Origin of the sequence: Cypionkella psychrotolerans (assembly GCF_001294535.1) — a bacterium.
Lineage (GTDB): Bacteria > Pseudomonadota > Alphaproteobacteria > Rhodobacterales > Rhodobacteraceae > Cypionkella > Cypionkella psychrotolerans.
The window spans coordinates 169650-193052 of sequence record NZ_LGIC01000086.1 but is presented as its reverse complement, the minus strand read 5'-3'; the positions used below and the strand labels follow the sequence as shown (position 1 = coordinate 193052).

Here is a 23403-nt window from a genome sequence, read left to right as displayed (position 1 = left end):
GTGCGCCACCGGCGGGGATATATTTGCCAAGATGAAATCGGCATGGGCTTACCCCATCGCGTGGCGGTTGGACGCCGAGTATTGGCCTGTCAGGTGGTGTTCCAACTGGCGTTCGATGTCGCCCAGCAGCGAGGAGGCCCCGAAGCGGAACAGGTCGGGCTGCAGCCAAGGGTGGCCGAGTTCGTCTTTCATCAGCGCCAGATACAGCAGCGCGTCTTTGGCCTTGGCGATGCCGCCTGCGGGTTTGTAGCCGACTTTGATGCCGGTGCGTTCCTGATAATCGCGGATGCAGCGGATCATCGTCAAGGTGACAGGCAGGGTGGCGTTGACGGGTTCTTTCCCGGTCGAGGTTTTGATGAAATCGGCCCCGGCCATCATGCAGACGAGGCTCGCGCGGGCGACGTTGCGCAGGGTGGCGAGTTCTCCGGTGGCGAGGATGGCTTTGACATGGGCTTCGCCACATTCGGCGCGCATCTCGCGCATTTCGTCATACAGCGCCTGCCAGTTTCCGGTGAGGACATGGCGGCGCGAGATCACGATGTCGATTTCTTTCGCCCCGGCGCGGACGGACTCTCCAATTTCGGCGATGCGCAGGCGGTAGGGCGAGAGGCCAGCCGGGAAGCCAGTCGAGACAGCGGCGACGGGAATGTTGGTGCCTTCCAGCGCGCGGACGGCGGTTTCCACCATCTCGTGATAGACGCAGACCGCCCCGGTGGTCAGGCCTTGCAGCCCGAGTTTGTCGAGCATCCAGGGGGCGACGGGCTGGCGCGCCTTAGCGCAGAGGCGTTTGACGCGGCCTTCGGTGTCGTCGCCGGACAGGGTGGTGAGGTCGATCAGGCTGATGGCTTTAAGCAGCCACGCCGCTTGAAACTCTTTTTTAACCGAACGTCTGCCGCCCAAGGTATTGGCGCGCCGCTCAATGGCCGAGGTGTTGGCTTGCACCGATGCCACCCAATCCAGATCCAGCGCCATGCCGGGGTTGCGGGTGTGGGTCAGCGTCGGCAGTTGGCTTTTATTCTCGGTCAGGGTTTGCATCGGGGCCTCACCTAAAGGGTTGACGGCAGAGTGCGCGGGGAAGGCCGGGGTGGCAAGGGGGCTGTTGCACGGTTTCGGCGGGATTTGACCGAGGGGTTAAATTCGTGGCGGTTCAGGGCTTGGGCGGGGTCTCGCCCGCCCATGGGGCTTTGGTGCCTGTGGGCGGCAGGTCGGGGCGGCTGAGGTGGCGGTGGGCTTTCGCCAGCATCAGGCCGGAAAGGGGGGCTGTGAGGAACAGGAAGACCGCGACCATCACGCCTTGCCAGCTGGCGGCTCCGGTTTGCCACAACAGGGTGAGGGCGGCGGCGATCAGCGAAGCGCCGACGCCGACGGTGGTGGCCTTGGTGGGGGCGTGCAGGCGTTGCATCGGCTCGCGTAGTTTCAACAGGCCAAAGCTACCGATCAGGCCGAAGCTGCCGCCGATGATCAGCAGGGCGGAGATGAGCAGTTCGATGGTAAGGTTCATTCGATGATGCCCCCGCGCAGCAGGAATTTGCAGAAGGCGATGGTGGAGATAAAGCCGGTCATTGCCAGCAGCAGGGCGGCATCGAAGACAACGGTGGAGTGGGTTTGCACGCCGTAAAGCACGATCAGCGCGATGACGTTGATCACCATGGTGTCGACCGTCAGAATGCGGTCTGGCATGGTGGGCGCGGTGGCGAGCCGGATCAGATTCAGGATCAGCGCCAGTGCGAAGCAGGCGATGGCGAAGGTGAGCGCGTAGGTCAGCATCAGCGGAAAATCCTTTGCAACCGGGATTCGTAGCGGGATTTTATCTCGGCGCGGGTGGCGTCGGGGTCAGGCGCGTGCAGGGCATGGATCAGCAGTGCCTTGTTATCGGCGGAGAATTCAGCGGTCAGCGTGCCGGGGGTCAGGGTGATGGTGCCTGCCAGAAGGGCGATGGCCTCGGGGCAGGGCAGATCGACCGGGACGGTGATCCATGCCGATTTGATCTGGTCGGCGGGCATGAACAGGATGATGCGGGCGACTTGAATATTGGCGATGATCACGTCGTAGAGGACGAGGGCGATGTAGCTGATCAGCCGCAACGGGTGGCGGATTTTCGGGCGGCTGGGCCAGTAGGCTTGGGTGGCAAGCGGGATGAGTGTGGCAAGGAGGGCGGCCATCAGCAGGGAGTTTATTGCGGTGCTGCCGGCAAGGAGAAGCCATGCGAGGAACAGGGTGGCGGAGAGCATCGGGTGGGGGAACAGGCGGCTCATTTGGTCCCCCCGAGGTGGTTGGCGGCGATATAAGCGGTGGGGGCATGGAGGGCTTCGGCGGTCAGGGTCAGCCAACTGGTGATCGGGCCCGCGGCGATTGTCAGGGTGGCGAGCGCTGCGAGGCAAAGCAGTATGGCGGTTTTGCTTTCGGCGGGGGCTTCGGTGCTGGGGGATTTCCAGAATAGGTCGGAGCCGGTGCGGGCGAGGCCGATCATGGTCAGGAGGGAGGCGATGAGGATGGCGGCCCATGCGATTGCGTCGCCGCGCAGGGCGTCGAGGATCAGCAGTTTCCCGACAAAGCCGGACAGCGGCGGCATCCCGGCCATGGCGATGGCGGCGGCCATGTAGAGTGCTGCGGTCATCCCGTCGCGGCGGCAGCGGGTGAGGTCGGCGATCAGGAACAGCGCGGCAGTCGCGAGGGTGGAGTGGAGTGTGTAGTAAAGCGCGGCGGCGGTGGCTTGCGGGGTGAAGGCTGACACTGCCAACAGGAGGGTGCCCATGGAACCAATGGCGGCGAAGGCGATCTGACGCGGTAGGCTGCGGGTGCCGAAGGTGCCCAAGGCTCCGACGGCGATGGTGGCGAGAGCTGCGGGGTAAAGCAGGCTCGCCAGCAGGGTGTTGGTGGCGGGCAGGTCGGTGGGGAACACCAAGGTGCCAAAGCGGATCAGCGCATAGGCCCCGACTTTGGTCATCACCGCGAACAGGGCGGCGATGGGGCCAGGGGCGTTGGCATAGGTGCCGGGCAGCCAGAATTGCAGCGGGACCAATGCGGCTTTGACCGCGAAGACCAGCATCAGCAACACGGCGGCCACGCGGATCAGGGCGGTATCATTGGCGGGGATTTGCGGCAGTTTCTGCGCGAGATCGGCCATGTTGAGCGTGCCTGTCGTGCTGTAGATCGTCGCCAGCGCGAACAAAAACAGCGTCGAGCCGAGCAGGTTGAACGCGACATATTGCACGCCCGCCCGGATGCGGGCCTCACCGCCGCCATGCACCATCAGCCCGTAGGAGGCGATCAGCAGCACCTCGAAGAACACGAACAGGTTGAAGGCGTCGCCGGTCAGGAAAGCGCCGTTCAGGCCCATCAGTTGGAACAGATAAAGCGCATGGAAGTGGCGGCCCTTTGTGTCCCATCCGGTTCTGATCGTGTGGATCAGGACGATCAGCGCAAGCGTTGCGGTCAACAGCAGCATCAGGGCCGAAAGCCGGTCCAGCACCAGAGCGATACCGAAAGGGGCGGGCCAGTTGCCGAGGAAGTAGCTTTGGGTTGGGGCTTGGATGAGCGTGATGGCCAGCGCCAACAGGGCGATTGTGCCAAGGATCGAGATTGCGCGTTGGGCGTTCAGGGTGTTGCGGGCAATTAGGATGATCGCACCGGCCAAGATGGCGGGCAGAATCACGGGCAGGATCAGCAGCTGGCTCATGCCTGATCCTCTGGGTCTGCATCGGTATCAACGCGGTCGTGGCCTGCGGTCAGGTAAGCCCCCAGTGCCATGATCACCAGCACCGCGGTCATGCCGAAGGAAATCACGATGGCGGTCAGCACTAAGGCTTGCGGGAGGGGGTCGGTGTATTGGCTGCCCTCGCCGATGATCGGAGGGGCGTTCAGTTTGATCCGGCCTGAGATGAAGATGAACAGGTTGACGGCATAGGACAGCAGCGACAGGCCAAGGATCACCGGGAAAGTACGGGCGCGCAGCATCAGGTAGAGGCCGCAGGCGGTCAGAGTGCCGATGGCGATGGCGATCAGGATCTCCATCAGCATGCATCCTTTGCCGTTTGGGGCTTTGCCAGACGGGCGAGCGCATCCAGCGCCAGCATCACGGCTCCGAGAACGCAGAGGAAGACGCCAAGGTCGAACAGGGCGGCGGTGGCGAGTTCGAAATCCTGCAAGGGTGGCAGGTGGATGTGGGTGTAGTTTGAGGTCAGGAACGGGCGACCGGCAAGGAACGAGCCGACTCCGGTGAAGCTGGCCACCAGCACGCCTGCGCCGATCATCGCGTGATAGGGGATGCGGCGGCGGGCGGCGGCCCAGTCTTGGCCGCTCGCGATATATTGCAGGACAAAGCCGATGGCAAAGACCAGCCCTGCGACAAAGCCGCCACCGGGTTGGTTATGGCCGCGCAGGAACAGATAGCAACCGACCAGCATCGCCATCGGCAAGATCAGCCTTGTGGCGGTTTGCAGCATGATCGGGTGTGGGTCGCCCGCATCGCCAGCGCTTTGATCGGGGCGGGTGGCCCATTTCGTGCCAAGCAAGCTTTCTGTCAACGCGAAGATCAACAAGGCGGCGATGCCGAGGACGATGATCTCGCCATAGGTGTCGTAGCCGCGGAAGTCGACGATGATGGTGTTGACGGCGTTGTGGCCTCCGGCCCCCGGCAGCGATTGCGCGAGGTGGAAGGCTGATATGGGCGGGAAGATCGCTTCGCGCATCATCAGGGCATAGGCGAGGGCGGCGGTGGCTATGCCTGTCCCGATGGCGAGGGATGCGTCGCGCAATTTGCGCAGGCGCGGCGTCTCGTGTGGGGTGATTTTGGGCAGGAAGTTCAGCGCCAGCAGCATCAGGGCTACGGTGACAACCTCGACCGTGATCTGCGTCAGGGCAAGGTCAGGGGCGGAAAGATAAGCGAAGCTCGCCGACAGGATCAGCCCCACGATGCCAACCAGCAACAGCGCCAGCAAGCGTTTGCGGTGCAGGGCGGTGGCGGCGAGGGCGGCGGTGATCATCAGGGCAAAGCCCACGGCGGGGGTTGCGGCGATGGCGGCGAGCGCGCGGCTGCCGGGCAGGCTTTCGGCGGATTGGTAGGCATAGAGGCCGAGGGTGAGGATGGTCAGCACGGCTGCGGCGAAGGCGCGCGACAGGCTGCCGTTGTGCAATTTCGCGGTGAAGGTGTGGGCGGTGTGGGTCAGGGCGGTGAGGCTCGCGTCGAAGATCACTTTGGCTTGCGGCTTGGGGGTGGCATCCCAGACACGACGTAGGGCGGGGTAGAGGCCGAGGGTGACGAGCGCTCCGCCGATCGCCGCAAGCGACATCCAGAGAGCTGGGGTTTCAAGCCCATGCCAGAGCGCGATATGGGCATGGATCGGCTCGCCCGTGGTGGCAGAGGTGGCCGCATCAACCAGCCATCCGGCAAGTGGCATCGGGGCCGCGCCGATGGCTACGACAAGGGCAGCAAGAATCGCGGGGGGGAGCCAGAGGCCTGGGGTGGGATCGTGCGGGCTGTGGCTGTAGGCGGGGATGGGACCGAGGAAGGTGTAGGTGAGAAAGCGTAGGGAATACGCCACCGAGAGCAGAGCGGCGAGGGTGGCCAGCACCGGGATGACCCATGGGGCGGTGTGAGCGGCTTCCTCCAGCATCATCTCCTTCGACAGGAAGCCGTTCAGTGGCGGGATACCTGCCATTGAGAGCGTCGCGATGGTCGCAAGGCCGAAAGTGATCGGCATGGCACGGCGCAGGCCGCCCAAAGCGCGAATGTCGCGGGTGTGGGTGGCGTGATCGACGATGCCCGCCAGCATGAACAAAGCGGCTTTGAAGGTGGCGTGGCAGAGGATGTGAAAGATCGCGGCCGTTGCGGCGGCTTTGGTGCCAAGGCCAAGTAGGAAGGTGATCAGGCCGAGATGGCTGACGGTGGAATAGGCGAGGATGGCCTTCAGATCATCCTTGAACAGCGCCACTTTGGCGGCAAAGGCCATGGTGATCAGGCCCGCAGAGGTGACGATCCAAAACCATTCCGGCGTGCCCGACAGCACCGGCCACAGGCGGGCGAGCAGAAACAGCCCGGCTTTCACCATGGTCGCCGAGTGGAGGTAGGCTGACACTGGGGTGGGGGCTGCCATCGCATGCGGCAGCCAGAAATGGAACGGGAATTGCGCGGATTTGGTGAAGGCTCCGAGCAGGATCAGGATCAGCGCGGGCAGGTAAAGTGGGCTGGTTTGGATCGCGGTTTTCTGGGTTAGGATCGTCGAAAGGTCATAGCTGCCGACGATATGCCCCAAGATCATCAGGCCTGCGATCATTGCTAACCCGCCTGCGCCTGTGGTGGCAAGCGCCATGCGGGCACCTTGGCGGGCTTGCGGCAGGTGGCTCCAGAACCCGATCAGCAGGAACGAGGACAGCGAGGTGAGTTCCCAGAACACCAGCAAAAGCAGGATGTTGTCGGACAGAACAATACCCAGCATCGCGCCTTGGAACAGCATCAGATAGGTCAGGAAGCGGGCGTAGGGCTCGGTTTTGTCGAGGTAGAAACAGGCATAGGCCTGGATCAACAATCCGATGCCGAGGATCAGCAGGGCGAACAGCAGGGCAAGGCCATCCAGTCGGAAATTGGCGTTCAGACCAAGCGCGGGCAGCCAGTTGATCTGGGTCGTGACCGTATCGCCCACGATGATCGCGGGCAGGTGGTTCAGGATCAGCGCCAGCGCCGCGGCGGTGAATAGCGCGACGGTGAGGGTGGCGATACTGCGGCCGAACCGTTGGGTGAGGGCTGGGGTGAGGGCTCCGAGGAAGGGCAGGGCGGCAATCAAGGCAAGAGACATCGGTTTGCCCTTCTGGCGCTGGATGGCAAACCGAGGTTTGCTGGACTGCGGGCGATGGGGGTTCACACCCCCACGGCCTGATGTGCTCAGGGCACATCCGACCTTCCCCCCGTGGGATATTTGAGCAGAGAGGATGACCTTTGAGCCCGCCTATCTGGTTCAAAGATAAGGACTTTGGCCAAGGGATCAAGATGAAAGCAGTAGGCTTTGCCGACGGATCGCCGCAGATTGGCGGCGCAATGGGGGTTTCACACCCCCACGGCCTGATTTGCAAAGTGGCAAATCAGGCCTTCCCCCGTGGGATATTTGTGCGCAGAGGATGACAATTTTAGAAAAGTTTTAGATAATGGCGTGGGTTCAGCGGATCGAACGCAACACGCTCTAGCCCTCACGCCCTGCCGCGTTTTGGTCGATCAGATAGCGCTGCGACAGCGGGATCGCGGCGGCCCCCAAGGCACGCGCCTGTGCGCCGAGGCTGCCTTCGCGGATCACTGGCGGGTCGATGCCGTCAAGGTCCAGCGCGTGGAGGGCTGCATGGGTGCGGCGGGTGATTTCGGCGCGAATCTCGGTCGGCATCCAGCCGTCGATCATCACCGCCTCGATCTCCAGCAGCGAGGCAGCGGTCAGCGCTGCCCAAGCCAGACCATAGGCGGCTTGGTCCATCCAATCGGACAGAATCTGCGGCGAGACATTCCAATGCTCGTGCTGTTCAAACAGATGATCCGAGGGCTCCCCGGCGGCTTCCATCGCGGCGGCGAGAGTTGACATTGAGGCGGCGGAAATCAAACGGTCCATCTTGCCATCGCGCCCCGGCACCGGCATCGGCCCGACGCCTGCGGCATTCCCAGAGCGGCCTAAGAACAGCTGGCCGTTCAGCACCAGACCGCCGCCAACGAAATAGCCGAAGTAGAAATACAGGAAATCCTTTGGCCGCTCGCCCGTGCCGAACACCAATTCCGCACCACATGCCGAAGTCGCATCATTTTGCACATAAACCGGCAACTGCGTCACGGCGGCGAGTTCGGCCTGAATGTCAGCGTGGCGCCATGCTTCCATATCCGCTTTCGGGGCGCCGATCAGTTCGACCCATGACCACAGTTGAAACGGCATTGCCACGCCCATGCCGCTGACCCGCGCACGCTCAGGTGCTGTCAGGGTGGCGACCACCTCGGGCAAGCTGCGGGCGACAAAGGCCACCACGGCGCTGGGCGAAGGGTAGCGGTAAATCTGCCGTTTGGTGGCGCGCACCCGGCCCATGAAATCCACCAGCGTCAGATCGACCGAGCGCCGCCCGATCTTCAGCCCCAGAAAGAACGCGCCCTCGGGGTTGAGGAACATTGGCACCGAAGGTTGGCCGATCCGCCCCCGCACCGGCGCCCCGCGCAAGAGCAGCCCGTCTTGCTCTAGGGCCCGCATGATCACTGAAACGGTCTGCGCCGAAAGCCCGGTTTTGCGTGCGATATCGGATTTCGCAAGCCCGCCCTGCTGGCGCACCAAGGACAGCACCAGCCGCTCGTTATGGTCGCGCATCCCCGATTGGTTCGAGCCGCGCAACCCGAGGTCGTCGCTTGGTCGATCTGGAAGGATATCAGCGCCCGAGGGCATATTTGGACCTATACTGTGGCAGAGGCAGGCAGGGCTGCCTTGCGCAAGATGACATTGGCGAAAAGTTCGGATTCAGACGTGGCAACAATGGCATAAGCCGCTTTGATGCGCGGGTAAAGCTGATCGCCGCTGAGTGGGGTTAGGGTGAAGTGCTGACCGCAGGTGTGGCAGAGATCATCTAAACCATGATGGATCACCCCGCGCTGGGCGGGATCATTGTGCAGGCTGGAGCGAAACGCGGCTTCTACCGGCAGGATTTTCAGCACCGCGCGCAGCATTGGCATCAGCAAGATGCCGTCGGCGCGGATCAGGCGGCGGGCGTGTTCTGCGGCGGGATAATTCCCATCGACCAAGGCGATTTCATCGCCATGGCCCATTGCCCGTAGCGTGTGCAGCAACTCTGGCCCCAGCAAAGGAGAGATTCCGATCAGCATGAATGACAGCCTCCCCCCGAGGAAAATCGACGATTCCACGGGCATTTTCGCCCGCATTTGATCGCAGACTGCGGCTTGGCGGCGGTACTGTCAATAATAAATCACTCTGATTTATTTATCTTGACGTAAGGGGGGAATCAGGCGATGTAACGCCATCGCCGGGCAGGAGAGGCTGTGGCGAAACGCTTTCGACAGGGGAATAAACCCCGAAATCCTTGGGAGGACGACCAATGAAATTCACCACCAAAGCCCTGCTGGGTGCTGCTGCTATTGCGCTGATGGCAGGCTCTGCTTCTGCGGCCGATCTGGCTTGCCTGATCACCAAGAACAACACCAACCCCTTCTTCGTGATGATGAAAAAGGGCGCTGAGAAAGCGGCCGCCGATGCGGGCATGGATTTCCAAGCCTATGCTGGTGAGAAAGACGGCGACGCTGCCCCGCAGATCACCGCGATTGAAAACTGTGTCGCCGCAGGCGCCAAGGGTATCTTGATCACGCCGTCGAACGACTCGGTTGGTCCGGCCCTGAAAGATGCCCGCGCCGCTGGCATTCTGGTGATCGCGCTCGACACGCCCTTGGCAGACAAAGACGCGCAGGACATGACCTTCGCCACCGACAACTTCCAAGCCGGTCTGCTGATCGGTCAATGGGCAAAAGCCACGATGGGCGACGGTGCTGCCACCGCCAAGATCGCGATGCTGGACATCAACAAAGACAACATCTCGGTTGACGTGCAGCGCGACACCGGTTTCCTGAAAGGCTTCGGTATTGAAGTGCCGGATCTGGCCGTGATGGGTTCGGAAACCGATCCGCGCGTCATCGGCCATGAAAACTCGGACGCGAACCCAGAAGGCGGTCTGCGCGCGATGGAAACCTTGCTGGCCAAAGACCCGGATATCAACGTGGTCTACACCATCAACGAGCCTGCCGCTGAAGGCGCTTACCAAGCTCTGAAAAACGCAGGCAAAGAAGCCCAAGCGATCATTGTTTCGGTTGACGGCGGTTGCCCCGGCATCGCAAGCGTCAAAGGCGGCACCATCGGTGCAACCTCGCAGCAATACCCGCTGCTGATGGCGGCCAAGGGTGTGGAAGCCATCGCGGCTTTCTCCAAAGACGGCACCAAGCCGACGGCAACCGAGGGGCTGACCTTCTTCAACACCGGGGTGAACCTTGTCACTGACAAGCCCGCCGCTGGTGTCGAGTCGATCGACAGCACCAAAGGCACCGAGCTCTGCTGGGGCTAAGCCCAAGGCCGCTTGATCAAGTGGCTTGATTAACAGAAGGGCGGCTTTACAGTCGCCCTTCTTCATAAGCGAAACCTGACGCTATGGGTTTCGAGGATCATCACCGGAGGGGAAGCCGAAGCGATGAGCACAGATGCAGCACCAACCAAAACCATTTCCGACTTTGAGGCGACGCTGACCAAAGCCGATACGGCGGTCGCGGCCTTTGAGCGCGACGATAAATCTTTCATTCCAGTGTTGCGCGGATATCTGCGCAACTACCCGACGATGATCCCGGCGCTTGTGCTGCTGATCTCGGTGATCTGCTTTGGCATCATCGCGCCGCGCTTCTTGGGCATCGGGGCTTTGTCGACCGTGTTGAAACAGGTCACGGTCACGGGCTTTGTCGCATTGGCGCAGACGCTGGTGATCCTGACGGCGGGAATTGATCTGTCGGTCGGCGCGATTCTTGTGGTTTGCTCGCTGATCATGGGCAACCTCGCGGTGGTCACCGGCTTGCCAGTCGGACTGGCGATCCTGATCGGGTTGTTCTTTGGTGGGCTGATGGGCTTTATCAATGGCGTGCTGGTGGCCAAAATCAAACTACCGCCGTTCATCGTCACTTTGGGCACGCTATCAATCTTCAACGCGCTGAAGCTGTGGTATTCGCAGTCTGAATCAATCCGTAACGTGGATATTGAGGCTAAAGCCGCGCCGCTACTGTGGTTCGGCAAGGGCTTTAACATGGGCGGGGCCTCGATCTCTTACGGTGGTATCACCTTGATTTTGCTGGCGGCAGTGCTGTGGTATGTGCTGAACCAGACATCTTGGGGCCGTCACGTTCATGCGATTGGCGATGATCCGGATGCGGCGATGTTGTCTGGGATCAAGGTCAGCAACACGCTGATTTCGGTCTATGCCGTGGCGGGCCTGATCTGCGGCTTCGCGGCCTGGATCGCGATTGGTCGCGTGGGGTCGGTTTCGCCGATCGCATTTGACACGGTGAACCTTGGGTCAATTACCGCTGTGGTGATTGGTGGAACGTCGTTGTTCGGCGGGCGCGGCTCGATCATCGGCTCGGTGCTCGGGGCGTTCATTGTGGGCGTGTTCAACACTGGCCTGTCGCTGGCAGGGGTGGACGACTACTGGCAGATGTTCGCGGCGGGTTGCCTTGTGATCATCGCCGTTGCTTTGGATCAATGGCTGCGGAGGGCTTCGCAATGACCACGGGTACTCCTATCCTGCGCGCACGCGGGTTGATGAAACGCTATGGCACGGTTGTGGCGATGAACGGTGCCGATTTCGACCTGAACGCAGGCGAGATCGTCGCAGTGATCGGCGACAACGGCGCGGGCAAATCGACCTTGATCAAGGCGTTGTCGGGGGCTGTGACGCCTGACCACGGCACGATCGAGCTTGATGGCCGCCCGGTGCATTTCCGGGGGCCAGAGGATGCCCGCGCTGAGGGCATCGAGACGGTGTATCAGAACCTTGCGATGTCGCCCGCCTTGTCGATTGCTGATAACATGTTTCTGGGCCGCGAATGGCGCAAGCCCGGCTTCATGGGCTCGGTTTTGCGTCAGATGGACCGTCCCCGGATGGAGCAATTCGCCCGAGACAAGCTGTCTGAACTTGGCCTGATGACCATTCAGAACATCCATCAAGCGGTGGAGACTCTGTCCGGTGGTCAGCGTCAGGGCGTGGCGGTGGCGCGGGCTGCGGCGTTTGGCTCGAAAGTGGTGATCTTGGACGAACCCACGGCAGCCTTGGGCGTCAAGGAAAGCCGCCGGGTGTTGGAACTGATCCGCGACGTGCGTGCGCGCGGCATTCCGATCATCCTGATCAGCCACAACATGCCGCATGTGTTCGAGGTCGCCGACCGCATCCACATCCATCGCCTTGGGCGTCGGCTGTGCGAGATCAACCCGAAGGATTATTCGATGTCCGACGCGGTGGCTTTCATGACCGGCGCGAAATTGCCCGAAGGCGTGACGGAACAGGCATGACTCCGGTTGAGCTTGCCGAAATCATCCGGGCTAAGGCCCAAGGCAAAGGGCGGTTTCTGACCGCCCTTGCTGGCCCGCCGGGCGCGGGCAAATCCACCTTGGCGGCGGAATTGGTGGCCGCCTTGGGGCAGGGTGCAAAAGCCGTACCGATGGATGGCTTTCACTACGATGACGCTGTGTTGCTGGCCCGAGGCGCGCGAGATCGCAAAGGCGCGCCCGATACATTCGACGCGCAGGGCTTCTTCCATCTGCTGAAACGCCTGCGGGTCGAGGAGGAAGTGGCGATCCCGCTCTTTGACCGTGACCTCGAAATCTCCCGCGCTGGGGCCGACATTGTCACCGCCACAGATCGCCTGCTGGTGGTCGAAGGCAACTACCTTTTGCTGAACGAGACCCCTTGGCCCGAGGCCGCCCCGCTGTTCGATCTGACGGTGTGGATCGACGTGCCCGAGGCTGAACTCGACCGCCGCCTGCAAACCCGCTGGGCGCATTATGGCAAAACTCCTGCGGAAGCCCGCGCATGGATCGACAGCAACGACTTGCCCAATATCCGCCGCGTGACGCAGAACAGCCGGGCTGCGGATTTGGTGATCAACGGAGTTTAAGGCCAGATTACCAAGCGACGGTTTGCTGGATCAATTCCCTTGCGCGACGGCTTTCAGCCTTACATGCGACGAACCGGAAAACTCTGCCCCGCAGAGTTTTCTTTCGGTTCGAAGCGAGGGCCTCACCCCTGCGGCGTCATCGCTTTACGGCCCTTGGCGCGTTCCAGCCCCAATTTCCGCTCGCGCCAGATGATCAGGATTCCGGCGGTGATCACCAGCCCCGCCCCGATCAGCATGGTCCGCGTCGGCACCTCGTCAAAGGCAAAATAGCCGATCAGCAGCGCGAACAGCATTGAGGCATAATCGAAGGGTGCGACCAAAGACGCATCGGCCTCGCGGTAGCTTGAGGTCAGCAAAATCTGCCCGACCCCGCCCAGCAGCCCACAAGACACCAGTAGCGCGGTCTCCAACGGCGTCGGCACCACCCAGCCAAACGGCAGCGTGGTCAGCGACAGCAAGGTTGACGTCAGCGAAAAGTAAAACACAATCGCGGCGGTCTTTTCATTATGCACCAGCTTGCGCACAAACACCTGCGCCAAAGCCGCGCAAAACGCGCCGCACAGCACCAGCATCGCCCCAAACGCCTCGCGCGTGGACGCCGCATCACCCGACACGATCGTCAAGCGCGGCGACAAAACCACCATCACCCCGGCCAGCCCCAAGGCGACCGAGGCAATGCGGAACAACCGCACATCCTCGCCCAGAAACATCGCGGCGAACACCACCACCAGCAACGGCGAGGCATAGCCAATCGCCGTCACTTCTGGCAGTGGCAGATAGGCAAGGCCCGCAAACCCCAACCCCATCGCCATCGTCCCCATCAACCCGCGCCAGAAATGGCCAAACAGATTATGCGCGCGAAACCCGGTCGCCAACTCGCCGCGCATCGCCAGCCAGCCCACGATCACCGGAATCGCAAAGAACGACCGGAAGAACACCGTCTGCCCCGGCGGCACATGCTGCGCTGTCACCTTGATCAGCGACGACATCAGGATGAACACCACCACCGAGGCCAGCTTCAGGGAAATACCGCGCAGAGGGCGGGCAGGCGGATGACCTGTGGCATGGGTGGGCTCTTGCATGACAACCTCGGCATGAAGGACTTTCCAGCAATTCCGCACTGGACGAAGCCTGTGGCATAAGCTTCCCTATTCAAAAGGAGATTACCATGCCGAAAGCACCTCTATCTGCGCGAATTGATCAGGGCCGCGGGATTGTGCCCGCCGACATCGTGCTGAAAGGCGGCCTCGTCTATGATCTGATCAGTGGCGAGTTGGTGCCATCCGACGTGGCGATCTGCGGCGATTGCATCGTCGGGGTGTTTGGCGACTACACAGGCAAGGTCGAGATTGACGTGTCGGGCAAGGTATTGGTGCCGGGGTTCATCGACACCCATCTGCACATCGAATCCTCATTGGTGACGCCGTTTGAATTCGACCGTTGCGTATCGCCGCATGGCGTCACCACTGCCATCTGTGACCCGCACGAAATCGCCAATGTCTGCGGTCTGACCGGGATCAACTATTTCCTCGAAGCCTCGTCCTGCACCCTGATGGACATCCGCGTCAACCTGTCCTCCTGCGTGCCCTCGACCCATATGGAGACGACAGGCGCGCGGCTGGAGGCGGCCGATCTGGTGCCGCTGATGCACCATCCCCGGGTGATCGGGTTGGCGGAATTTATGAACTATCCAGGTGTGCTGTTCAAAGACCCCGGCTGTATGGCGAAGCTGGAGGCGTTCAAAGGGCGGCATATCGACGGCCACGCCCCCCTGCTGCAGGGAAACGATCTGAACGGCTATATCGCGGCGGGGATCAGGACAGAGCACGAGGCAACTTCGTATGGCGAGGGTTTGGAGAAACTGCGCAAGGGGATGCGGGTGCTGATCCGCGAAGGTTCGGTGTCGAAGGATTTGCACGCGCTGGTGGGCCTTTTGACCGAGCGCCACGCGTCGTATTTGTGTTTCTGCACCGATGATCGCAACCCCCTCGACATTGGTGAGTACGGCCATCTCGATTACCTGATCCGCACTGCGATTGCTTTGGGTGCGCCACCTTTGGCGGTCTATCGCGCGGCTTCGTTGTCGGCGGCAGAGGCGTTCGGCTTGAAAGATCGTGGTCTGATCGCACCGGGCAAGCGGGCGGATATTGCGGTGATCGACAGTCTGGAAAGGTGTCAGGTGGCGCGGGTGTTTACCGGCGGGGTTGAGATTACCGACGCGGCTTTTGCGGCGCGGCAGTTGATCCCCGAGGTTGCACGCCATTCCGTCAAAGCCCCCAAGATCGAGGCGCATCACTTCCGCACTGGCGGCAACCGGGTCGAAACGCCGGTGATTGGCATCCTGCCGGGTAAAATCATCACCGAGCATCTGACCTTTGATATCGCCCCCGAGGATGGCGACAAGCGGCCCGACATTGCCCGCGATCTGGTGAAGATCGCGGTGATTGAGCGGCATGGGGTGAATGGGAATAAGGCCACCGGGTTCGTGAGGGGATTCGGCTTGCAGCGCGGGGCGATTGGCTCGACGGTCTGCCACGACCACCACAATATCGCGGTGGTGGGGGCGGATTATGAGGACATGGCGCTGGCGGTGAGGCGGCTGGGAGAGATTGAGGGCGGGTTTGTGGTGGTCGAGGCGGGTCGCGTGCTGGCCGAACTGGCGCTGCCTGTGGCGGGGTTGATGAGTTTGAATTCGTTTGAAGAGGTGCGGGCGGATCTGGTGGCCCTCAGGGCGGCGGCGGCCTCGTTGGGGGTGACGCTGGAGGAGCCATTCTTGCAGCTGGCTTTCCTGTGCCTGCCGGTGATCCCGCACCTGAAGATCACCGATCATGGCATGGTCGATGTGGATCGGTTTGAGGTGATGCCGTGAGAGGTCCCAACTCGGGACCTTTTATTGTTGTTTGATAACAGTGGTTTGGGGTGGACACTTTAACGGATTTTTAACGTTTGCGCCAGTTGAAGCCCCCGGGGCGCTGCCCCGGACCCCGGAGTATTTGGGCCGATGTGAAAGTTGAGATGACGCGATTCGACTCTCATAACCCATGCTGTGCGTGCCGAGTGGTGGTGAAAAATGAGGTAACGGCTGAGGATGCTACGCATTGCCCACCACTATATTAGAGCATCGGGATGAAGTGTTTTTCTACCGTTGAATTTGCTGCCGAGTGAGCAGCCGGGATGTGCAATTCGATGTTCAAAATGCGCGCGCATCCCGTTGTTGGCTTCATTGTGAGCGCGCACCCTACCTTTACATTCAATACATCTGAAATTTGGTCGATGGTTCAAAGCAAGAGCATCGCTGACTGTCAGTACGTTCCACTTACCATCGAAGAATGCTTCACAAACATCTGGGTTGTTGGCCATCTTCTGAGCGCATCCATAACAGTTGCAGATGCCGCTACTGTGCTGCGCACCAAATCGCTTTGCAAGGCTTTCTCATCTATCCTGCAGTGGCCAGAATGGACCGATCTGTGTCGGTGGCGGTGTTGCTTTGCGCGGGCTTCGCGCGCGATAGTTTGGCAACTTGGGAGGGATTTCAGATGACCAATACATCGCAAACACTGTTTGAGCGCGGCATGAAGGTGCTGGTCGAGGGGGTGTCTTCGGCCTCACGCGGGCCTGCGACCTTCGGCGGGGCGCCGCGCTATATGAGCCATGGCGCGGGCGCGCGGCTTTATGACGTGGACGGGCGGGAATATATTGACTGGATGATGGCGTTTGGCGCTTTGCCTTTGGGCCATGCGCATCCGGCGATTGTAGAGGTTGTCACGCGCGAGATTATGCGGGGCAGTCATTTTGCCACCGCTTTGGAGGTCGAGGTTGAGGTGGCCGAGATCCTTGTGGGGATGTTGCCGCATGTCGATAAGGTGCGCTTTGCCAATACCGGGACGGAAGCCTGTATGGCGGCGTTTCGGTTGGCGCGCGGCCATACCGGGCGGCGCAAGATCATCAAGTTTGAAGGGCATTATCACGGCTGGGCGGATAATATTCTGCTGAACACCAACCCGATGCCACTGGCGGCTTTGGGACATCCGAATGATCCTATTCGGATTTGTGACAGCTCGGGGATTCCGCCCGAGGCGCAGGCGGATACCATCGTGGTGCGCTGGAATGATGTCGAGGCGTTAGAGCGGGCGATGGCTTTGCATGGGCCGCAGACGGCTTGTGTTGTCACCGAAGGCGTCATGTCGAACATGGGGGTGATCCCACCGAAACCCGGCTATCTGATGCGGATGCAAGAGCTGTGCCAGCGGCATGGCGCGCTGTTTTATCTCGATGAGACGGTGACGGGGTTTCGTCTGGCGGCGGGCGGCTGTGCGGAGTTGTATGGCCTGACGCCCGATATTGTCACCTATGGCAAGGCCTTGGGCGGTGGTTTGCCGATGGCGATGATCGGCGGGCGGGCCGATGTGATGGCGGGCCTCGAATGGGGCAAGGTTTTGCATTTTGGCACCCATAATGCCGGGCGTTTGGCGCTGCATGTCACCAAGGTGATGTTGCAGACCATGCTGGCCGATGATCAATCGGGCTTTCGCCGCATCAAGAACCTTGGCAAAGCGATGGCGGATGAGGTGCGCAAGGTCGCCAAACACTCGAACCGGCACAAGATCGTGGTGCAGGGAGTGAATTCGATGTTCCAGATCTTCTTCACAGATCTGGACGAGGTGACCGATTACCGCGATTTCTGCGGGCATGTTGACCGCGCCAAGTTCCGCGATTTCGCGCTGCGGCTGATGGATAAGGGCATCTATATGAACCCCTCGGCCACTTTGCACTCGCTGTCTTCGGTGGTGCACACCGAGGCCGATATTTCCGCGACCAGTGCGGCGATCGCGCAGGTCTTGGAAGAAATGCCATGAAGATCGGCCTTTTAGGCGTCGGGCATCTGGCGGAGTATTTGGTGCGCGGGGCGAGCAGGGCGGAGTCTGGGGGAGTGGAGTTTGTGCTCAGCCCCCGATCCGGAGACAAGGCGGCGCGGCTGGCGGAAACCTATCGCTGTGGCGTGGCGGAAAGTAATCAGGCTGTGGTCGATCAGTGCGATATGGTACTGGTCTGCCTGCCTGCGGCGACGGGGCTGTCGGTGCTGGAGGGCTTACAGTTTCGTGACGGGCAGTCGGTATGCTCGGCGATGGCGGGGGCGTCGATTTCGGCTTTGCAGGCAGCGGTGGCCCCGGCGAGTGCGTTTTGTGCGATGATGCCGGGGTTTGCCAATGCGTTTTCGGCCGGGCCATCGTTGATCCATCCGGGTGATGATGACTGGGAGGCATTTCTGGCGCTGCTTGGTCCGGTGCACCGCTTTGCCGACCCGCAAGCATTTGAAACAGCGGCAGTGTTTGGCGCGATGTCGGGCGCGTCGATCTTCTTGCTGCGCCATCTGGTGCGTTGGTATGAACGGCAGGGGTTGGACGCCGTGACCGCGCGGCGGCTGGTGGCCGAGACGTTCCGCGGCAATGCCGAGGTGTTGTTGCAGGCCGACGCGGGCTTGGATGAGATCGCGGTGGGGGTGACGACTCCGGGGGGAATTACTGAGCAGTTGGTGGGCGTGCTAGAGGCGCGCGGGGCTTTGGCGGCATGGGATGAAGCGATGGACGGTGTGCTTTCGCGGATGGTGCCGGGTCGGGGTTAGGGTGAAGCGCTGAAAGATGCGTATTTGAAAAAGAGCAACGCGGGGCAAGTTAGGTTAGGATGAGGCCACCTTCGCGTTCTAAAAAGGCCACCACGTCTGTGATGCCTTTGCCGTTGCGCAGTTGTGCGAGGACATAGGGGCGATGGGCGCGGACGGTTTTTGTGTCGGATTCCAGCAGGGCAAGGTCTACGCCGACATAGGGGGCGAGGTCGGTTTTGTTGACCACCAGCAGATCGGACCTTGTCACGCCGGGGCCACGTTTGCGGGGAATATCCTGCCCAGCGGCGGTGTCGATGACGTAAATGGTGATATCGGCGAGTTCTGGGCTGAAGGTGGCGGCGAGGTTATCACCGCCCGATTCGATCAGGATCAGATCGAGGTCGGGGAAATTCTGGCGCAAGTCGGCAATGGCGGCAAGGTTAATGCTGGCATCCTCGCGGATCGCGGTGTGCGGGCAGCCGCCGGTTTCGACGCCCCTTATGCGGCTGGCGGGGAGGACTTGGGCGCGGGTCAGGTAATCGGCATCCTCGCGGGTGTAGATGTCATTGGTGATCGCGGCCATTGAGCAGCGTTTCGCCAAAGCGCGGCAGAGATGTTCGGTGAGGGTGGTCTTGCCCGCACCGACGGGGCCGCCGATGCCGACGCGCAGGGGACCGTTGGGGTTGCTCATCTGCGAAAAATCCTGAGATATTAGGGTCATGTGCGGAAAATTCGCACGGGCAAGGTTTCGTGACGCATCGCGGCGATATCGGCGCGGATTGCGCTGGAGTGCAGCGCCGAGAGCGGCGCTTCGGCGTATTCGGCGGCCAGCGCCGTGATGCGGGGGGCGAGTTTTGCCAGCACCTTTTGCCCATCGGTCTGGCCCAGAGGCACGAAGCGCACGGCGGCAGAGGTCAGTTGGGCGGCCAAGCCCTGCAGCCAGAGGGTGAGGGTTTCTGTGGTGGTGACGTTTAGGTCGGCGGTGGCGGCCCCCACGGCAATCGGATAGGGGCGGGCGGGGTGATCGGCTCCGGTGATGGCGCTGATGGCAAGGGCAAAGGCTTTGCCTTGCTCGCGCAATTCGGTGACGCGTTCCGCACTGGGGGCGAGGGCGAGGATCAGATCGGTGAGGCCCGCCAGATCGGCACCCGGTTTGCGGGCATGGGCCAATAAGATCGCGTCAATGCGACCGGATCCGTGGCGCAGGATGGCGGCGATCCATGATTCCAGATCGGCGGCGGTTGTGATGTCGCCGTCGCTGATCGCCACCTCAAGCCCTTGCGAATAGGCGAAAGCACCGATCGGGAAGGCGGGCGAGAGCCATTGCACAAGGCGGAGGCGGTCGGTTGCGTCAGCCATGTGCACCACCAAAGTTCAGTGCGAAATGGCCTGCGGGGCCGTGATCATGGCCCATGGTGCGGCCATGGCCATAAGCGCCGCCTTCGGGGCGGAAGGCGGCGATGTGCAGGGTGAGCGTCGCGCCAAGCCCCTTCAGCATCGATTCGATCACCGGATCGCGGCGGATCACCAGATGGTCGCCCATCACCTGACAGGGCGTGTGGCGGTTGCCGATATGCCACGCCAGCCGCGCCAGATTGCCCGTCACCTGCACCACGGGTTCCTCTGCCGCCACCACCGCGACCTTGCGGCCATCGTCGAGCAGGAAGGCATCGCCATCTTCTACCGAAATCGTCTCGGCCAGATCTACCATGAAACTGGCACCACTTTCGCAAGTCAGCCGTTTGCGGCGCAGGAAGCGTTCGTCATAGGACAGGACCACCCGATCTATCGCGCCCGCAGAGGCATTTCGCAGGAGGGATCGGGCGGGCAGCATGGGTTAGCCTTTCGGGGCGAGGGAGGTCAGACCAAGGTCGCGGCTGGCGTCGCCCTTGCGGTCAACCACTTGAGTTTCCAGACCGAAGCCGAGATCGGGAAAGAAGACCCAACGGCGGGTCAGGTCGGTGGTTTTGTTGCGAAACACCGCCTCGACGGTTTGCACGCGGTAGGTGCAACCCGACAGCTTGGCGGTGGTTTCCGCCATGAAGCGATAGTTGACGGTGTAGCTGGTGCGGTCGCGCTGCGAAATCGCGACGGGGCCAAGTTTGAAGCGCACTGCCTGCGCGCCACGCTCGGTCACGGTGGTGTCCCATGTGGTTCCGGCGGCAGGCATCGGTGGTTGGGTGGCGAATCTATAGCTGTACGTCCCACCGGGGCCACCCTCGGCCTGATAGGTGTCGGTCGGCACCCATGTCCATTCGGCATCGTAAATCCCCAGCCACGACTCGCGCTTATCCTGCCAAGCGGTGTTGGAATTTACAGCGTAATCAATGGTAAAGCGCTTGCCTTCGGTGCGGATAAGGCCTTGGCGGCCATCCTGACGCGTGAAGCTTACACCATTGGCAAGGCTTGCGGGCGTCACACATTCGGCCAGCGCGGGGCTGGACAGGCAAAGGCAAAGCGCAAGCGCGCGGGTCAGGGTCAGCATGCCAACCTCACTATTGATCTGAGGCTGTTATACTGCGTTGGGCGAAGATGCCTCATCCCAAAACCGTTAAAACAGGAAATAGCGCTGCGCCAGCGGCAGTTCGCTGGCGGGCTCGCAGGTCAGCAACTCGCCATCGGCGCGGACTTCGTAGGTTTCCGGGTTGACGGTGATCTCGGGGCGGGCGTGGTTCAGGATCATATCTGCCTTGCCGATGGTGCGGGTGTTTTTCACCGCCAGAATGGTCTTGCCGAGGCCCAATTTGCCGCCGACGTCATCGGCCAAGGCGGCTTGGCTGACGAATGTCGCGGTGCTGGCCTGCATCGCACGGCCCAAAGCGCCGAACATCGGGCGGGAATACATCGGCTGCACCGGGATCGAGCCGTTGGGGTCGCCCATCTGCGCCACGGCGATCATGCCGCCCATCAGCACCATCTCGGGTTTTGCGCCGAAAAACGCCGGGTTCCACAGCACCAGATCGGCGCGTTTGCCCTCGGAAATGCTGCCGATATGGGCGGAAATCCCGTGCGCAATAGCCGGGTTGATGGTGTATTTCGCGACATAGCGGCGGGCGCGAATGTTATCGTTCTGCCCGGTTTCGTCCGAGAGCCGACCGCGCTGCAGCTTCATCTTGTGTGCAGTTTGCCAAGTACGGATGATCACCTCACCAATCCGGCCCATGGCTTGGCTGTCCGACGACAGGATCGACAGCGCGCCCATGTCGTGCAGGATGTCTTCGGCTGCAATCGTCTCGCGCCGGATGCGGGATTCGGCGAAGGCGACATCTTCGGGGATGGATTTATCCAGATGATGGCAGACCATCAGCATATCCAGATGTTCCTCCACCGTGTTGCGGGTGTAGGGCATCGTCGGGTTGGTCGAGGACGGGATGATGTTGGCGTGACCAACCACCCGCAGGATATCCGGGGCATGGCCGCCGCCCGCGCCTTCGGTGTGAAAGGCGTGAATGGTGCGGCCCTTGATCGCCGCCAAGGTGTTCTCGACAAAGCCGGATTCGTTCAGCGTGTCGGTGTGGATCATCACCTGCACGTCCATATCGTCTGCGACCGAAAGGCAGCAGTCGATGGCGGCAGGGGTGGTGCCCCAGTCTTCGTGCAGCTTCAGGGCGCTTGCCCCTGCCTTGACCATTTCGATCAGGCCAGCGGGTTGCGAGGCATTGCCCTTGCCGGAAATCCCGAAGTTCATCGGGATATAGTCCAGCGCCATCAGCATCCGCCCGATATGCCACGGGCCGGGGGTGCAGGTGGTGGCCGAAGTGCCATGCGCAGGGCCAGTGCCGCCACCGAACAGGGTGGTGACGCCGGAATGTAGCGCATCCTCGGCCTGCTGCGGGCAGATGAAATGGATATGCGCATCCATGCCGCCGGGTGTCAGGATACGGCCCTCTCCGGCGATGATCTCGGTCGACGGGCCGATGATGATATCGACGCCCGATTGGGTATCCGGGTTGCCTGCCTTGCCGATCTTGTGGATCAGGCCATCGCGCAGGCCGACGTCGGCTTTGTAGATGCCGGAGTGATCAAGGATCAGCGCATTGGTGATCACGGTATCGACCGCCCCGCCTGCGCGTGGGATCTGGCTTTGCCCCATGCCATCGCGGATCACCTTACCGCCGCCGAATTTGACCTCCTCACCATAGGTGGTCAGATCACGCTCTACCTCGATGATCAGATCAGTATCACCCAGCCGGATGCGATCCCCGGTGGTCGGCCCATACATGGCAGCATAATCGGCGTGGGCGATGCGTGTGGCCATTATAGGTCTCCCATCACGGCAGCGTTGAAGCCGAACACCCGGCGCAGGCCGCCATAGGGGGTGAGGCGGACTTCGCGGCTTTGCCCCGGCTCAAACCGAACGGCGGTGCCTGCGGCGATGTCGAGGCGCATGCCGCGTGCGGCGGTGCGGTCGAAACTCAGGCCGGGGTTGGTTTCGGCGAAGTGGTAGTGGGAGCCTACCTGCACCGGACGATCCCCGGTGTTGGCGACCATCAGGGTGATGCTGGGCTGGCCTGCGTTGAGTTCAATCGTGCCTGCGGCGGGGAAGACTTCTCCGGGGATCATCGCGGCTCCCTTATGCGAAGGCGAGCGCGAGGCCCGCCAGTGCAGTTGCGCCACCCAAGGCGCGGGCAATCCGCCCGTTCAGCGCCAGACCCAAGGCCAAACCCGCGCCATGCAACATCGCCGTTGCGGTCAACATCGCTGCACCGAAGGCCAGCCCATTGCCGACCATTTCCGCCCCATGCGCAGCCCCATGGGCGAGGCCGAACAGGGCGACCAACGGCAGGGCGATTGCCAACGAAGCGCGCAGGGTCAACGCCACCACAGCGCCCAGCAGGATCACCGAGGCGATGATCGCAGGTTCCACCGCTTGTGCCGCGGCACCTAGACCAAGGTTCATTGCAAAGGCACCGCCCAAAGCCATCGCGCCAAGAAACCCCGCAGGCAGCGCCCAACGCGCCCGCCCGCCCAAGATCGCTGCCCAAAGGCCAACGCCCGCCATCACCAGCAGGTGATCGGTTCCGGTGAACGGGTGCAGGAATCCGGCGTGAAGCCCAAAGCCATGCCCCGGATGCGCGAGGGCGACAGAGGGGGCAAGCAACAGCGGCAGCGCAGTCAGAATGCGTTTCATATC

24 protein-coding genes are annotated in these 23403 nt (G+C 61.8%); 7 read left to right on the top strand and 17 right to left on the bottom strand.

Annotated elements, in window-relative coordinates; translation table 11 throughout:
• Positions 1-48 precede the first annotated feature (48 nt).
• From deoC to AKV04_RS20600, 9 genes are all read right to left on the bottom strand, one after another.
• Positions 49-1035, bottom strand: a complete 987-nt coding sequence (gene deoC, locus AKV04_RS20640) for a deoxyribose-phosphate aldolase (protein WP_054008272.1) — start codon at positions 1033-1035, stop codon at positions 49-51.
• Between the two features lie 112 nt (positions 1036-1147).
• Positions 1148-1501 carry a monovalent cation/H(+) antiporter subunit G gene (gene mnhG / locus AKV04_RS20635; protein WP_054008271.1) on the bottom strand — a complete coding sequence of 118 codons (354 nt, stop codon included), beginning with the start codon at positions 1499-1501 and terminating at the stop codon, positions 1148-1150.
• Positions 1498-1767 (bottom strand): K+/H+ antiporter subunit F, encoded by a 270-nt coding sequence (locus AKV04_RS20630; protein WP_054008270.1) that lies wholly within the window; start codon positions 1765-1767, stop codon positions 1498-1500. Before AKV04_RS20630 ends, mnhG begins: the two co-directional genes overlap by 4 nt.
• The gene (locus AKV04_RS20625; protein WP_054008269.1) at positions 1767-2255 is read right to left on the bottom strand and encodes a Na+/H+ antiporter subunit E; all 489 of its coding nucleotides are present in this window, start codon (positions 2253-2255) and stop codon (positions 1767-1769) included. The genes AKV04_RS20630 and AKV04_RS20625 overlap by 1 nt, the downstream gene beginning before the upstream one ends.
• A complete protein-coding gene (locus AKV04_RS20620; RefSeq protein ID WP_054008268.1) occupies positions 2252-3679 on the bottom strand; it encodes a monovalent cation/H+ antiporter subunit D in 1428 nt (475 codons plus the stop codon). The genes AKV04_RS20625 and AKV04_RS20620 overlap by 4 nt, the downstream gene beginning before the upstream one ends.
• The gene (locus AKV04_RS20615) at positions 3676-4014 is read right to left on the bottom strand and encodes a Na+/H+ antiporter subunit C (protein WP_054008522.1); all 339 of its coding nucleotides are present in this window, start codon (positions 4012-4014) and stop codon (positions 3676-3678) included. The genes AKV04_RS20620 and AKV04_RS20615 overlap by 4 nt, the downstream gene beginning before the upstream one ends.
• Entirely contained in the window at positions 4014-6794 is a 2781-nt protein-coding gene (locus tag AKV04_RS20610; protein WP_054008267.1) for a monovalent cation/H+ antiporter subunit A, read from the bottom strand. Before AKV04_RS20610 ends, AKV04_RS20615 begins: the two co-directional genes overlap by 1 nt.
• Positions 6795-7175: 381 nt before the next feature.
• Complete coding sequence (locus tag AKV04_RS20605; protein ID WP_054008266.1) at positions 7176-8399, bottom strand: ROK family transcriptional regulator; 1224 nt, start codon at positions 8397-8399, stop codon at positions 7176-7178.
• Between the two features lie 8 nt (positions 8400-8407).
• Positions 8408-8833, bottom strand: a complete 426-nt coding sequence (locus tag AKV04_RS20600) for an RbsD/FucU family protein (protein WP_054008521.1) — start codon at positions 8831-8833, stop codon at positions 8408-8410.
• Positions 8834-9063: 230 nt separating this feature from the next.
• Here AKV04_RS20600 and AKV04_RS20595 point away from each other — a divergent pair, with 230 nt between their 5' ends.
• The 4 genes from AKV04_RS20595 to AKV04_RS20580 all read left to right on the top strand — a co-directional run bounded on the left by AKV04_RS20595 (position 9064) and on the right by AKV04_RS20580 (position 12667).
• Positions 9064-10077: a substrate-binding domain-containing protein gene (locus AKV04_RS20595; RefSeq protein ID WP_054008265.1), complete on the top strand. Its 1014-nt coding sequence runs from the start codon at positions 9064-9066 to the stop codon at positions 10075-10077.
• A gap of 123 nt (positions 10078-10200) precedes the next feature.
• Positions 10201-11280 carry an ABC transporter permease gene (locus AKV04_RS20590; protein WP_054008264.1) on the top strand — a complete coding sequence of 360 codons (1080 nt, stop codon included), beginning with the start codon at positions 10201-10203 and terminating at the stop codon, positions 11278-11280.
• Entirely contained in the window at positions 11277-12062 is a 786-nt protein-coding gene (locus tag AKV04_RS20585; protein WP_054008520.1) for an ATP-binding cassette domain-containing protein, read from the top strand. The genes AKV04_RS20590 and AKV04_RS20585 overlap by 4 nt, the downstream gene beginning before the upstream one ends.
• Positions 12059-12667, top strand: coding sequence for a nucleoside triphosphate hydrolase (locus AKV04_RS20580; RefSeq protein WP_054008263.1), 609 nt, complete (start codon positions 12059-12061; stop codon positions 12665-12667). The genes AKV04_RS20585 and AKV04_RS20580 overlap by 4 nt, the downstream gene beginning before the upstream one ends.
• Before the next feature lie 122 nt (positions 12668-12789).
• On the opposite strand, the gene AKV04_RS20575 is transcribed toward AKV04_RS20580, so the two are convergent.
• A complete protein-coding gene (locus tag AKV04_RS20575) occupies positions 12790-13749 on the bottom strand; it encodes a DMT family transporter (RefSeq protein WP_054008262.1) in 960 nt (319 codons plus the stop codon).
• An 86-nt stretch (positions 13750-13835) separates the two neighbouring features.
• Here AKV04_RS20575 and ade point away from each other — a divergent pair, with 86 nt between their 5' ends.
• From ade to AKV04_RS20560, 3 genes are all read left to right on the top strand, one after another.
• Entirely contained in the window at positions 13836-15536 is a 1701-nt protein-coding gene (gene ade, locus AKV04_RS20570; protein WP_054008261.1) for an adenine deaminase, read from the top strand.
• A gap of 586 nt (positions 15537-16122) precedes the next feature.
• Positions 16123-17523: an aspartate aminotransferase family protein gene (locus tag AKV04_RS20565; RefSeq protein WP_054008260.1), complete on the top strand. Its 1401-nt coding sequence runs from the start codon at positions 16123-16125 to the stop codon at positions 17521-17523.
• Entirely contained in the window at positions 17520-18290 is a 771-nt protein-coding gene (locus AKV04_RS20560; protein WP_054008259.1) for a pyrroline-5-carboxylate reductase dimerization domain-containing protein, read from the top strand. Before AKV04_RS20565 ends, AKV04_RS20560 begins: the two co-directional genes overlap by 4 nt.
• 49 nt (positions 18291-18339) lie before the next feature.
• Here AKV04_RS20560 and ureG read toward each other — a convergent pair whose 3' ends face one another.
• The 7 genes from ureG to AKV04_RS20525 all read right to left on the bottom strand — a co-directional run bounded on the left by ureG (position 18340) and on the right by AKV04_RS20525 (position 23400).
• A complete protein-coding gene (ureG, locus tag AKV04_RS20555) occupies positions 18340-18960 on the bottom strand; it encodes an urease accessory protein UreG (protein ID WP_054008519.1) in 621 nt (206 codons plus the stop codon).
• A gap of 26 nt (positions 18961-18986) precedes the next feature.
• Positions 18987-19628, bottom strand: a complete 642-nt coding sequence (locus AKV04_RS20550) for an urease accessory protein UreF (RefSeq protein WP_054008258.1) — start codon at positions 19626-19628, stop codon at positions 18987-18989.
• Positions 19621-20103 carry an urease accessory protein UreE gene (locus AKV04_RS20545; RefSeq protein ID WP_054008257.1) on the bottom strand — a complete coding sequence of 161 codons (483 nt, stop codon included), beginning with the start codon at positions 20101-20103 and terminating at the stop codon, positions 19621-19623. Before AKV04_RS20545 ends, AKV04_RS20550 begins: the two co-directional genes overlap by 8 nt.
• A gap of 3 nt (positions 20104-20106) precedes the next feature.
• Entirely contained in the window at positions 20107-20754 is a 648-nt protein-coding gene (locus AKV04_RS20540) for a hypothetical protein (protein ID WP_054008256.1), read from the bottom strand.
• Positions 20755-20820: 66 nt separating this feature from the next.
• Positions 20821-22527, bottom strand: a complete 1707-nt coding sequence (gene ureC / locus AKV04_RS20535; RefSeq protein WP_054008255.1) for an urease subunit alpha — start codon at positions 22525-22527, stop codon at positions 20821-20823.
• A complete protein-coding gene (locus tag AKV04_RS20530) occupies positions 22527-22832 on the bottom strand; it encodes an urease subunit beta (protein ID WP_054008254.1) in 306 nt (101 codons plus the stop codon). Before AKV04_RS20530 ends, ureC begins: the two co-directional genes overlap by 1 nt.
• A gap of 10 nt (positions 22833-22842) precedes the next feature.
• Positions 22843-23400, bottom strand: a complete 558-nt coding sequence (locus tag AKV04_RS20525) for a HupE/UreJ family protein (protein WP_054008253.1) — start codon at positions 23398-23400, stop codon at positions 22843-22845.
• Positions 23401-23403: the final 3 nt, after the last annotated feature.